This is a genomic window from Geobacillus sp. E263, assembly GCF_007197795.1.
Classification (GTDB): Bacteria; Bacillota; Bacilli; order Bacillales; family Anoxybacillaceae; genus Parageobacillus_B; species Parageobacillus_B toebii.
This window is the reverse complement of record NZ_CP041632.1, coordinates 462,789-475,514: the sequence shown is the minus strand read 5'-3', so window position 1 is coordinate 475,514 and position 12,726 is coordinate 462,789. Positions and strand designations below refer to the sequence as shown.

Genomic DNA, 12,726 nt, shown 5'->3' with positions numbered 1-12,726 from the left:
ACGGGAAAGGGTACCCGTGCTGAACAAAAAGATCTATATAAAAGGGGGTCAATTACTTACTTTTAGCATACAAAAAAAATGTTTCATGCGTGTTACAGCAGAATTAAACGTCTATTACGATTTCGTTACTTTATGTTTAATTTTTCCTTTAACTCTTCCACATAATGTTGTGCGCTTTGCGCTGCAATGCTTCCGTCCCCCGTTGCTGTAACGATTTGCCGTAATGATTTTTCGCGGACGTCTCCTGCCGCAAAAATACCCGGCACTTTTGTTTCCATAAGCTCATTCGTTTCGATATATCCGTTTTCGTTCGTAATACCAAGGCTCTCAAATGGCTTCGAAAGCGGAAGCATGCCGATATAAATAAACACGCCATCGCACGGAAATTCCCGTTCCTCTCCCGTTTGCGTATGAACAAGTGTCACGCTGTTTACTTTCCCATCTTTTCCATTAATTTGTTTTACGGTATGGTTCCAAATAAAATCAATTTTTTCATTGGCAAATGCGCGGTCTTGTAAAATTTTTTGCGCACGTAATTGGTCACGGCGATGAACGATCGTTACCTTATTAGCAAAGCGAGTTAAATAGATCCCTTCTTCTACCGCGGAGTCCCCGCCACCAACGACAACGAGATTTTTTCCTTTAAAGAACGCCCCGTCACAGACAGCGCAATAAGAAACACCGCGGCCGCTAAGTTCCGCTTCACCAGGTACACCGAGTTTTTTATACTCCGCACCAGTTGCAATAATGACAGCGCGTGCTTTGTATTGTTTATCGCCGACAACCACTGTTTTATATGCTTCGCCGTCAATAATTTCTTTTACTTCGCCGTATGCATATTCCGCACCAAATTTCTTTGCATGTTCAAACATTTTTGTCGCCAATTCTGGACCTAAAATATTCTCATATCCAGGATAATTTTCCACGTCTTCTGTATTTACCATTTGTCCTCCTGGTACACCACGCTCAATCATTAATGTAGATAAATTGGCGCGAGATGTATAGACAGCGGCAGTCATCCCTGCTGGTCCGGCTCCCGCGATAATGACGTCGTAAATTTTTTCCTCTGACACGCTGCTTCCACTCCTTCATTGATTAGTCCCTTTACCATTATCGTATAGAAGTTTCGAATGAGCGTCTATTAATTTGCTCACGATAACAGCTCTTTCACTTTCTTTACATATTTTTTCACCGTTGATAATGAAATATGATACTTATCCGCAATCCATTTTTGTGTTACACGTTGCCCTTGCTGCTGCCGCCATACATACTCCATCGCCGCCGCCCAAGCAGAATGGTTAGAAAATCGCTCTTTTGTCGGCAATGCGTTTACGACGACGGAAAACCATGAAATATACATGTTTTCATCGATCTGATCATTTTTCATCGATAACTCATTGATAATGATATGGCTATTGATGACATATGAAGGAGACGTTTCTGTCATATGAAATAGAAAATAATCGGCAAATTGACTAAGGAGTGGATGATCAGTCAAATAACGACGAATCGCAATGGAAAGCGCGGGATCATTTTTGTACGGCGATTGACTAAGCAAATAAAGTCCATATAACATTTCTGCTATATTCGTTTGGTTAAACCAACGAATAATGCTCCGAAGTTCATGGTCGACAGATAGAGAGGAAAATGTCCACGGCTCCTCTCCGCGTTTGTCAGGATTTACTTTTATTACCTTCTCCCAAACATTTTTCGCTAATTCTTCGCGGCCGGTATAATAGGCTACATAGGTAAGCCAATAATAAAAGGCATCATCTCCATCATAGCCCATTTTATATAAATGATATAGCCATTTAAAAGCGAGGTCGAAACGGCCGACAAGCGCGAATGTCGCTCCAAGCTTATAGCGATGCTCGATAAAAAACGGATACACGCATGCCAATTTGTCAGAAAGACGTTTTACTTGCTGTTCATTGCGCAAATAATAATGAAAGACAAGGAGATTGCAAAGCGCGTGTAAATTACCTGGGTTTCGCTCTAGCACTTGTTCGACAATTTCTTGCGCCTTTTGCACATTTCCGTTGTAAAAGTAGGCGAGCGCCAAATTATTGTACGCTGACCAAAATTCAGGATAGTTCGCAATTATCGTTTCCAGCAGGCGAATTGCTTCCGGAAACTTCTCTTTTTCCAATAAAAACCGCGCCCGTTCCTGCAATACAATTAAATCATCCTGCACATCGCTGTTTTCATCTTCTTGATCGATTTTTAACAATTCTATTAAGTCCTCTGTATCTTCGACAAAATAGCCATTTGGATCACAAGCTAAATACATTTCCGCATACTTCATCGCCTCGCGGAATAATCCGAGATGAGCAAAGTTGTTTGCTAAAAAATAAAAACATTCATACATCGTTTCATCTAATTCATGGACAATCTTGAATAACCATTGATTCGAAGCCTGATATTCTCCTAACTCCGCAAGCACGGAGGCAAGCTGCAATACAAATGTAGCATCGTTTTTATCATATTGAACGGCTCGTTCAAAATATTTTTTTGCTTTATATAAATCTCGTTGTTGATACGCTTGCATTCCTTTTTTGAAATAGTATTCACCGTTTTGGATAAATGGAATAATTTTCGCTTTTTGCTGCTTTGACTTTAGTTGCTTTTCCATGGAATCCTCCATCTATTGTTGAATTTACCGAAAAAAGTATACCACATTCTTCGGAAAAGCAAACATAAAAATAATATAAAAGCTGACCCAGCAAGAAGCCAGCTCGACGTCACTGCTTAGCGCTATGCCGCTTAGTTAGCACTTCCAACACCGCATCAAGCGGAAGTTTTTGTTCCCTTAGCAGCACAAGTAAATGATACAATAAATCGGCGACTTCCCATTTCAATTCGTCATGGCTGCGATTTTTCGCGGCAATAATAACTTCGGCCGCTTCCTCACCGACTTTCTTTAAAATTTTATCCACTCCTTTTTCCAATAAATACGTCGTATACGCTCCTTCAGGACGTTCCGCATCCCGTTTCGCGATGATCTCCTCTAACGTGTTAATAATCGCAAATCGGTTTGGCGAAGCTTCGTATTTTTCTCCATTAATACGGTTCGAAAAACACGAATAGCTTCCCGTATGGCAAGCTGGTCCGGCTGGCTCGACAAGCACCAAAAGCGCGTCACTGTCACAATCATAACGCATCTCGACAATGCGCTGCGTATTGCCGGAAGTTGCGCCTTTATGCCAAAGTTCCCCGCGCGAGCGGCTGTAAAACCATGTTTCGCCTGTTTCGAGCGATTTTTTTAGCGATTCTTCATTCATATAGGCAAGCATCAACACTTCTTTGCTTTGCGCGTCTTGGACAATTGCCGGAACGAGACCTTTTTCGTCAAATCGGATGTTGGCGAGGTTCATCGGATGTTTACCCCTCTTTCTTTTAAATACGCTTTTACTTCTTTCACCGATGTTTCTTTATAATGAAAAATCGAAGCAGCAAGCGCCGCATCTGCTTTCCCTTTTTCAAACACTTCAAGGAAATGTTTCGCGTTGCCGGCTCCGCCCGAAGCAATGACCGGAACGGAAACCGCTTCGCTTACCGTTCTCGTTAACGCAATATCAAAACCATTTTTTTCACCATCGCAATCCATGCTTGTCAATAAAATTTCTCCCGCGCCGCGGCGTACCGCCTCTTTTGCCCATTCGACCACTTCCAAGTCCGTCGCGTTTCTCCCGCCGTGCGTATACACACGCCACGAGCCAATCGTTTCGTCATATTTCGCGTCAATCGCAACGACGATGCATTGCGATCCAAAAAAGTCCGCTCCTTCCGTAATGAGGTTCGGGTTGCGAACAGCGGCTGTATTGAGCGACACTTTATCCGCACCGGCGCGCAAGATCGTTTTCATATCATCCAACGAATTAATTCCGCCGCCGACCGTAAACGGAATCGCCAACTGTGCGGCGACTTTCTCGACGACTTCCACCATCGTTTTCCTCCCTTCGTAAGAGGCGGAAATATCTAAAAAGACAAGCTCGTCCGCTCCTTGTTCATCGTAAAACTTCGCCAGTTCGACCGGATCGCCGGCATCACGAAGCTGAACAAACTGCACTCCTTTCACGACGCGTCCATCTTTCACATCCAAACAAGGAATAATGCGCTTCGTAATCATTTCCCTTGCACCACCTTCAGCGCTTCCGCGACCGTGAATTTCTTTGTATAGAGCGCTTTGCCGACAATCGCGCCAATCACGCCGGCATCGGCATATGTTTGAAGCGATACCAAATCCTCCAGAGAGCTGACGCCACCTGATGCGATGACATGTTTTTCAGTTGCGCGCGCCATTTCCACGACCGCTTGAATATTTGGACCTGACAACATTCCGTCCGTTGCGATATCCGTAAAAATAAACGTTTGCGCCCCAGCTTCTGCTAGCTCTTTACCAAGGTCGGTTGCTTTGACATTCGATGTGTTCAACCATCCTTCCGTCGCGACAAATCCATTTTTCGCATCAATACCAATGGCGATGCGCTCTCCGTATTTTTTCAGCATTTCTTTTACAAACGGCGGATCGGCGATAGCAGCGCTTCCTAAAATGACGCGTGCCACACCGTTTTCTAAATAATACACGATATCGTCTTCCGTGCGAATGCCGCCGCCAATTTGCACTTTCACCGGCAGCTGTTTCGCCACTTCGACGACGAACTGGTCGTTTATGCGTTTTCCTTCTTTCGCGCCGTCAAGGTCGACCATATGAATCCATTCGGCTCCTTGTTCAGCGAAGAAAGCGGCCATTTCAACCGGTGAATCGCCATATACCGTTTCTTTATGATAATCGCCTTGCAAAAGGCGGACGCATTTGCCGCCGCGCATATCAATCGCCGGATAAATCGTAAATGCCGCCATCACATACTCCCCTTTCCTTCGGCGATCGCCGCATAGTTTTGCAAAATTTTCATGCCGATCTCGCCGCTTTTTTCCGGATGAAACTGCGTCCCATACACGTTTCCTTTTCCAACGACAGCGGGCACCTCCACATTGTAAAAACTGCTTGCAAGCACGACATCGTCATCATCGGTCACCACATAGTACGAATGGACGAAATAAACGTGTCCTTCTTCCACGTTTTGTAAAAGCGGAGAGGGATGACGGAAAACGAGACGGTTCCAGCCCATATGCGGCACTTTATACCGCTTTCCGGTTGCCGTCATGCCGGGAATGCGAACGACACGGCCGCTAAGCAGCCCCAATCCTTCTGTTAACCCGTTTTCCTCGCTTTCTTCAAACAATAGCTGCATGCCAAGACAAATGCCAAGGAGTGGAGTGCCTTCATTTACCGCCTCGCAAACAAACTCGGCAAGCCCTGTTTCCCGCAAAATATGCATCGCATCTTTAAACGAACCGACCCCAGGCAAAATGAGTCCTTTCGTTTGTTTCAGTTCGTTTGGATGTTCGGAAATGACATACTCATAACCAAGGCGTTCCAACGCCTTGCTGACGCTGTATAAGTTGCCCATTCCATAGTCAATAATGCCAATCATCGTTACAACATTCCTTTCGTTGATGGAATGCCTTTGACGCGCGGATCGATCATCGTCGCTTCATCGAGCGCGCGCCCTAACGCTTTAAACACCGCTTCAATCATGTGATGCGTATTGCGCCCGTAATGGACGATGACGTGCAAATTCATGCGCGCTTCTAGCGCCAATTTCCATAAAAATTCATGGACTAGCTCGACATCAAACGTTCCGACTTTTTCGCTTGGAAACTGTCCGCGAAACTCAAAATGCGGACGGTTGCTTAAATCGACGACGACTTGGGCGAGCGCTTCATCCATCGGCACAAACGCATTTCCGTAACGTTTAATCCCTTTTTTATCGCCGAGCGCCTCCCGAAGCGCCTGCCCGAGACAAATGCCGATATCTTCGGTCGTATGGTGGTCATCCACTTCCGTATCGCCTTTGGCGGTGACCGTTAAATTAAAGTGGCCGTGCTTCGTAAACAAATCGAGCATATGCGTTAAAAACGACACGCCGGTATCCAGCTCCGCTTTTCCTTCTCCGTCAATCGTAAATGCTAGTTGAATATCCGTCTCATTTGTCTTTCGTGAAATCGATGCATGCCTTTCCATAAGTACATCCCCCTTATTTTTTAAAACGTTCCTCAACAGCGCGCGCATGTGCTTCAAGCCCTTCGAGTCTGGCAAACGCCGCGATTTTTTCGGCGTTTTGCTTTAGTGCCGCTTCGCTGTAAAAAATGATGCTCGATTTTTTCACAAACTCATCCACGCTTAATCCGCTCGAAAACCGCGCTGTGCCATTGGTCGGCAGCACGTGGTTCGGACCGGCGAAATAATCGCCAACCGGCTCAGAGCTGAAACGCCCTAAAAAAATCGCTCCCGCATGGCGGATTTGGCCAAGGATCTGCATCGGTTCGGCTGTCATCACTTCCAAATGCTCCGGTGCCAATTCATTGACGACTTCCACCGCTTCCGCAAGCGTTTCTGTGACGTAAATGGCTCCGTAGTTCTCGAGCGACGCAGCGGCAATCGCTTTGCGCGGCAGCGTCTCCAGCTGTTTTTCGACCTCGCGTGCGACTGCAAGCGCCAATTTCATCGATGGAGTGACGAGAATCGCGGAAGCGCGTTCGTCGTGCTCGGCTTGCGACAACAAATCAGCGGCAATTTCGTTCGCCTTTGCCGTTTCATCCGCCAACACGACGATTTCGCTCGGTCCGGCAATCATATCAATCGCGACTTGCCCGAACACTTCGCGTTTCGCGAGCGCCACGTAAATGTTGCCTGGCCCGAAAATTTTATCGACCGGACGAATCGTCTCCGTTCCGTATGCAAGCGCGGCAATCGCCTGCGCACCGCCGACTTTATATATTTCTTTCACTCCTAATTCGTTCGCCGCCACTAACACGCCGGCCGGAAGCGTTCCGTCTTTATTTGGCGGAGAGGTGATCACAATTCGTTTGACCCCTGCTACTTGGGCAGGAATGACATTCATAAGCACCGATGACGGGTAGGCGGCTGTCCCTCCTGGAACGTACAGTCCAACCGCATCAAGCGGCGTTATTTTCTGACCAAGCATCGTGCCGTCTTCTTTTGTCATGATCCATGACTCTCTCTTTTGACGCTCATGATAATCGCGAATGTTTTCCGCCGCCTCTTGGATAATACGAAGCACTTCTGCGCTTACGTTCTGATACGCTCTTTCTATTTCTTCGTTTGTCACGCACAGCGAATCAAGGCGGACGCCATCGAATTTTTCTGTATAACTTTTTAGCGCTTCATCACCGCGAGCGCGCACATCGGCAATAATCTCCAGAACCTTACTGCGCTGTTCTTCCGTCCCTGATTCAATGGTGCGACGCAATGATACACGGTTTGTCACTCGTTCGATTTTCACGTTTGCTCTCTCCTTCATTGCGGAATGACTTCGGATAAACGATGAACTAGTTCATCGACCGCTTCGTCTTTCATGCGGTAGCTGACCGGATTGACGATTAATCGTGAGGTGACATCAGCGATTTTCTCCAATTCCACCAGCCCGTTTTCTTTCAGCGTCCGTCCGGTCGAGACAATATCAACAATGCGGTCGGCAAGCCCAATCAGCGGAGCGAGCTCAATGGAGCCGTTCAATCGAATAATTTCGACTTGCTCGCCTTGTTCGCGAAAATAGCTAGAGGCGATATTCGGGTATTTCGTCGCTACGCGCGGCGCGATTTGATTCATGCGCACACCCGGCAATCCTGCCACCGCTAAATGACATTTGCTAATCTTTAAATCTAACAGCTCGTACACATCGCGCTCTTCTTCCATCATCACGTCTTTACCGGCAATGCCTAAATCGGCCACCCCATGTTCCACATAGGTGACGACGTCCATCGGCTTGGCGAGAATAAAGCGCATGTTTTCTTCCGGAACTTCAATCATTAGTTTTCTTGACTCGGCAAATTCCGGAGGGAGCGTATAGCCTGCTTTCCGAAGCAGTTCGAGCGCTTCGTCGAAAATCCTCCCTTTCGGCATCGCAATCGTCAACATCGTTTATCACTCCTCATGAGTGTTGATTATCTATTATGAAGGCATAATAGTGCAGCAATAAGCCTATATAGCCAGTGAAGACAAAGAATGAACTCGGTCTTTCTGCCGGAGTCGGCAAGCCAATGCTTGCCGACTGGTCATGCGTCGCATGCCCATCTCCAACGGCAAACGCCTTGCGGACAAATTGGATTTGTCCGCTAGCGTTCCCGTTTGGGGATTACGGCAGAAAAGCTATGTATAAACAATGTCATTCCTTTTCTGTGCTGCCGAGCAAATAAGTAATCGGCTTATACCGTTTGCTGTAGGCATCAATATCACGGATTCCAGAAATATGCTGAAGCACCACGCGCTTTCCTTCCCGCCGCTTCGTTTTCGCGAGCTCAATTGCTTCGGCAAACCGTTCCTGGCTAAATACGATGCACTCGATCGCTGCCTCCTCCTCTGATTCCCCGAGCGCCTCGATTAATCGGTCGACGCGAATGCCAAATCCGGTCGCCGGGGCTTTCCGCGAAAATTTCTCCCACAGCTCGTCATAACGGCCTCCATTTCCAATTGGGAAGCCAACGTGTTCAGCATATACTTCAAATAAAATGCCCGTATAATAACTCATATGGCTAACAAGCGTCATATCGATTTTCACTACATCATCAACGCCATATAGTTGAAGCGCGTTCGAAAGTTCGCAAAGATCGTCGACCGCTCGCTTTCCTTCCTCGCTATGAACAAGCTCCTTGGCTTCTTCCATCGTCATGTCGTTGCCGTGTAAATGCAATAATTGAAGCAGGCGCTTTTGGTCAATGGAAGAAAGGGGCAGAGACTTCACATGTTCCCTATAGCCAACGTAATTTTTCTCGTATAAAAAGCGGCGCAATACGCTGGCACGTTCCTCATTCCCTACAATCTCTAAAAACAAAGCGTTGACGTAGCCGATATGACCGATTGTCACCGTGAAATGCTGTAGCCCAGCCTGCTTAAGCGCCGCAATCATGACACTAATCACTTCCGCATCCGCTGCGACCGTGCCGTCTCCAATGCATTCGACACCAATTTGTTCAAATTCCGCCGGGCGTCCTCCCTCGCGCTGCTGGGCGCGGAACACGTTTGCGTTATACGCAAGGCGGAGCGGATTGCCTTCCTTGTAAAGACGGGAAGCAGCCAGCCTTGCGATCGGAGCGGTCATATCGGGACGAAGGACAAGGGTATGACCTTGTTGATCGAGCAGTTTAAACAACTGATGGTCGTCAATCGCCGATACGGTCCCGACTGTCTCGTAATATTCCAATGTAGGCGTTTCGATCAATTCATATCCCCATGTTTCAATTTCACGAATCATCGCCTGGCGAACACGTTTTTTTATTTCATATAAAAACGGCAATGTATCACGCATGCCTAACGGTTTTTCGAACATAAACAACTTTTTGGTCATGTTCACACGTCCTTTATATCAAAATACTTTAGTTTGCTAATATGGTAGAGAAGTGAAGTTATTAGTAGTTTACTCCTCATTGGCCGTGACGTCAACCATAAACTTTATATCGACTGATTCAAAATGTTGGAGGAGAATTTTTGAAAGAAATGCTATTTACAGATTTAGCCGATCGTTTTCCCTCATCAGTACACGCTAAATCACGCTCTGCGAAGCATTTCCGCAATAACCGGAACAATTCCCCTTCCCATTCTTTTAGGCTTGGCGACAGGCGGAGAACGATGTTATCTTTTTGCATAGGCATTCGGTTTTTGGTCCAAATTGCTATCTTACAAAAAGAGAACTCTTTTTATGTAATTCTCTTTTTCTTTACCCATCTCCTTCGATAAAGAATGAAACGGATTTTCTCTAAAACAAACGTTTTACTTATACGAACAAATAAAGCCCTACAGTATACACGAATCCCCTATCCGGACTATCATCAGGCTGTTTATTCACATACGTATAGCCATTCTGCGTAAGAATGTCATTCCGCATCTCCTGGGTCTGAATCCAAGGAAAGGAACACGCCATGCGTTGGGTGGTAGTACCGGGCGATCAGATAATACAGACCTGTTTCGTTGTTATATTGGTACCCCGCATATCGGTATGGGTTTTCATCCGCCAAGGCGCCAAACTGGGAAAGAATGTTCCCCCACGCATCGTATTGGTAACGGGCCACGATGTTTCCTTGTTCATCCGTCAGGGCGATGACATCCCCATGCGCGTTATAGTGATAAAAATACATGGAAGTACTTTTTTGTGATGAGAAACTATATAAGTTGCAATTTTGTTTTACATGGCATTGTTCGCTCTTCTTGTTACCGTGCCAGCTTGTCAGGTGATAAAGACGGGACATGGAGATCGGAAATTCTTTATTACAACCTATATACCTAAATTTTTTCTTTGTTTTCTATTCATTTTTTTCACATAAAAAACATCCATGAGTAAATTTTACTCCCCACCCAGGCATGAAAATCCATCTCTCCTTCCATAATGGAGGATGAACGCAAACAGTTTGGAAAGACGTGCTTTTTAATGGTGGTTCGACCCTGTACAAAAAACTGTTTGAGTCCATTTGGTGTTCCACCCATTGTGAGCCCTTTTCATGTGAAAAGGTGACTACGAACAGAAAAATGCCTAACGTACAAGTGGACTCACTGTTTGCGAATTCATCAATGGAAGGAGTAAGAATCATGGATGTTCTTTATCATCGTTGTGCGGGATTAGATGTCCATGCCGAAACCATTGTGGTTTGTGCCCTTCTTGGAGAAGAAGATCACATTCAAAAGGAAATCGAAACATTCCCTACTTTCACGAAAGATTTGTTTCGTCTTCTGAAATGGTTAGAAGATCGTGGGGTCACTCATATTGCGATGGAAAGTACCGGTGTTTACTGGAAACCCGTGTTCAACATTTTGGAAGACTATTTTGACATTACTCTCGCTAATGCCCAGCGCATCAAAAATGTCCCCGGTCGAAAGACAGATGTCTCCGATGCCGAATGGATCGCCAAATTATTGCGTTATGGGCTGATCGAGAAGAGTTTCGTTCCGCCTGCGGACATTCGGGAATTGCGAGATTTGACCCGTTTACGGAAAAAGTGGATTGGGCAATTGACCGCTGAGAAAAATCGGATACAAAAAGTGTTAGAGTGTTCGAATATCAAGTTAAGTTCTGTCATTTCGGACATATTTGGTGTATCTGGGCGAAAACTACTTGAACGCCTAATGAAACAAGGATATATCGAAGAACCAGAGATTGATGCCTGCATTCATGGGAGAATGAAAGGAAAAAGACAACAAATTCAAGATTCTCTCTTTGGAACATTGACCGAGCATCAGTTGTTTATGATTCGCCAATCTTGGAAGCATATCGAATCGTTGGAAAGCTTACTTCGAGAAATCGAAGAGCGAATCGACCAACTCTTACAAGCCTACAAACAAGAGATGGAGCTTCTTGTGACCATACCGGGAGTCAAAAAAGAAACCGCTGCCGTGATCATCGCTGAAATCGGAGTCGATATGGGACAGTTCCCAACTTCGCAACACCTCGCTTCATGGGCTGGAGTGGCTCCAGGGAATCATGAAAGTGCAGGGAAACGGAAAAGTACCCGAACGACGAAGGGAAATCCCCATATCAAATCCGCGTTATGTGAGGCAGCGTGGGCGTTATCTCGATGCAGGAATCAACGATTGGCAGCGAAATATTGGTCACTGGCGGCACGCAGGGGAAAGAAAAAAGCACTCGTTGCGATGGCGCACCGAATGCTTACAATCATTTACTGCATGCTTTCTCGAAAAGAACCGTTTCGAGAACAGCCAACCTATTAGTATAACCAAAAAGACGAAGAACTATACGAGATACCTAAAAATAAGGTAGCTCTGCTTTCTTATTGCCGTTTTTGGTCATTAACAGGGTATCCAATTTGATCGTGGGGTATACCGATTCGACCATGTTTCATTGATTTTCACAGAAATAAAAAGACTATCTCATAAATCATGAGATAGCCCATATTACAGCTGTTTTTTTAAACATAATTTCCATGTTCGTCTATTCCTATTGGATAATATGGCATTTTTTCAATAATTCTAAATAGCTCCTCATGTTCACCTGACAACCAATCAACACAAAAATCTTTTGGATTTACATAGTATTCATTTTCCTCATTATCGTTTAACTTGTCACACTCAAACCAATATTTCCTAAATACGGCAATTACTCTTCCGCTAATACTTAATTCGTATTCATATCTCTCTTTGTCAAGATTCGGATCTAAAAATTCCTTTTCTTCTTCAATTGCCTCTTTTAATTCTTTTACATATTTTTGAAAAAGTATTTCATAGTCGTTCATTATCATGGCCTCCATTCATCAGGATAATATCTTTCCTGTTTACTACGATTGTTTTCTACAACTAAAAATTTAAGCGAAATGCAATGAAAAAGTTTAGCACCCTATGTTCCATAAAAGTAAATATAATCCATATACCAATATAAATTATCTTACCCTATAAGGCTTGACATGGATCCTCTGCGTGCATGGATTATTTTGCGAAGGCCGTAGCACAAAAGGAATTCGCAGAGGCAACCAGCCTACCATGCACGCCACTCCATGTAAAGCCGTGTCTGTGAAATTATATTTTTTGAGAAAAACTGACCTGTTTTGTTTCCAATTTAGTGCTTAATTTTTATCTTGCATTTTGCTAAAGTTTTATTTTGCATTAAACAATTCGGCACTACGCTCCCAAACCAAAAT

13 protein-coding genes and 1 pseudogene are annotated in these 12,726 nt (G+C 45.1%); 2 read left to right on the top strand and 12 right to left on the bottom strand.

Annotated elements, in window-relative coordinates:
- Nucleotides 1–125: 125 nt before the first annotated feature.
- From trxB to hisG, 9 genes are all read right to left on the bottom strand, one after another.
- On the bottom strand, nt 126–1,073 hold the full coding sequence (gene trxB / locus FNL97_RS02335) for a thioredoxin-disulfide reductase (protein WP_143414981.1): 948 nt from the start codon (nt 1,071–1,073) through the stop codon (nt 126–128).
- Between the two features lie 77 nt (nt 1,074–1,150).
- Nucleotides 1,151–2,632, bottom strand: a complete 1,482-nt coding sequence (locus FNL97_RS02330; RefSeq protein ID WP_062677266.1) for a tetratricopeptide repeat protein — start codon at nt 2,630–2,632, stop codon at nt 1,151–1,153.
- A 109-nt stretch (nt 2,633–2,741) separates the two neighbouring features.
- A complete protein-coding gene (gene hisIE / locus FNL97_RS02325; protein WP_062755695.1) occupies nt 2,742–3,374 on the bottom strand; it encodes a bifunctional phosphoribosyl-AMP cyclohydrolase/phosphoribosyl-ATP diphosphatase HisIE in 633 nt (210 codons plus the stop codon).
- Nucleotides 3,371–4,129: an imidazole glycerol phosphate synthase subunit HisF gene (gene hisF, locus FNL97_RS02320; RefSeq protein WP_062677264.1), complete on the bottom strand. Its 759-nt coding sequence runs from the start codon at nt 4,127–4,129 to the stop codon at nt 3,371–3,373. Before hisF ends, hisIE begins: the two co-directional genes overlap by 4 nt.
- Entirely contained in the window at nt 4,126–4,863 is a 738-nt protein-coding gene (gene hisA / locus FNL97_RS02315; protein WP_062677263.1) for a 1-(5-phosphoribosyl)-5-[(5-phosphoribosylamino)methylideneamino]imidazole-4-carboxamide isomerase, read from the bottom strand. Before hisA ends, hisF begins: the two co-directional genes overlap by 4 nt.
- Nucleotides 4,863–5,498: an imidazole glycerol phosphate synthase subunit HisH gene (gene hisH / locus FNL97_RS02310; protein WP_143414980.1), complete on the bottom strand. Its 636-nt coding sequence runs from the start codon at nt 5,496–5,498 to the stop codon at nt 4,863–4,865. The genes hisA and hisH overlap by 1 nt, the downstream gene beginning before the upstream one ends.
- 2 nt (nt 5,499–5,500) lie before the next feature.
- Nucleotides 5,501–6,088 carry an imidazoleglycerol-phosphate dehydratase HisB gene (hisB, locus tag FNL97_RS02305; RefSeq protein WP_143414979.1) on the bottom strand — a complete coding sequence of 196 codons (588 nt, stop codon included), beginning with the start codon at nt 6,086–6,088 and terminating at the stop codon, nt 5,501–5,503.
- Nucleotides 6,089–6,101: 13 nt separating this feature from the next.
- Nucleotides 6,102–7,370 (bottom strand): histidinol dehydrogenase, encoded by a 1,269-nt coding sequence (gene hisD, locus FNL97_RS02300; protein ID WP_143414978.1) that lies wholly within the window; start codon nt 7,368–7,370, stop codon nt 6,102–6,104.
- Nucleotides 7,371–7,384: 14 nt separating this feature from the next.
- Nucleotides 7,385–8,005: an ATP phosphoribosyltransferase gene (hisG, locus tag FNL97_RS02295; protein ID WP_043906055.1), complete on the bottom strand. Its 621-nt coding sequence runs from the start codon at nt 8,003–8,005 to the stop codon at nt 7,385–7,387.
- A 74-nt stretch (nt 8,006–8,079) separates the two neighbouring features.
- Here hisG and FNL97_RS02290 point away from each other — a divergent pair, with 74 nt between their 5' ends.
- Nucleotides 8,080–8,283 carry a hypothetical protein gene (locus tag FNL97_RS02290; RefSeq protein WP_143414977.1) on the top strand — a complete coding sequence of 68 codons (204 nt, stop codon included), beginning with the start codon at nt 8,080–8,082 and terminating at the stop codon, nt 8,281–8,283.
- Here the strand turns inward: FNL97_RS02290 and FNL97_RS02285 are convergent.
- On the bottom strand, nt 8,253–9,431 hold the full coding sequence (locus FNL97_RS02285; protein ID WP_143414976.1) for an ATP phosphoribosyltransferase regulatory subunit: 1,179 nt from the start codon (nt 9,429–9,431) through the stop codon (nt 8,253–8,255). The genes FNL97_RS02290 and FNL97_RS02285 overlap by 31 nt on opposite strands.
- A gap of 483 nt (nt 9,432–9,914) precedes the next feature.
- Nucleotides 9,915–10,221: pseudogene (locus FNL97_RS02280) on the bottom strand (RHS repeat-associated core domain-containing protein); the annotation flags it as partial.
- 445 nt (nt 10,222–10,666) lie between these two features.
- On the opposite strand from FNL97_RS02280, the gene FNL97_RS02275 reads away from it, so the two are divergent.
- Nucleotides 10,667–11,803, top strand: coding sequence for an IS110 family RNA-guided transposase (locus tag FNL97_RS02275; protein WP_143414975.1), 1,137 nt, complete (start codon nt 10,667–10,669; stop codon nt 11,801–11,803).
- A 197-nt stretch (nt 11,804–12,000) separates the two neighbouring features.
- On the opposite strand, the gene FNL97_RS02270 is transcribed toward FNL97_RS02275, so the two are convergent.
- The gene (locus FNL97_RS02270) at nt 12,001–12,324 is read right to left on the bottom strand and encodes a hypothetical protein (RefSeq protein ID WP_006324135.1); all 324 of its coding nucleotides are present in this window, start codon (nt 12,322–12,324) and stop codon (nt 12,001–12,003) included.
- Nucleotides 12,325–12,726 lie beyond the last annotated feature (402 nt).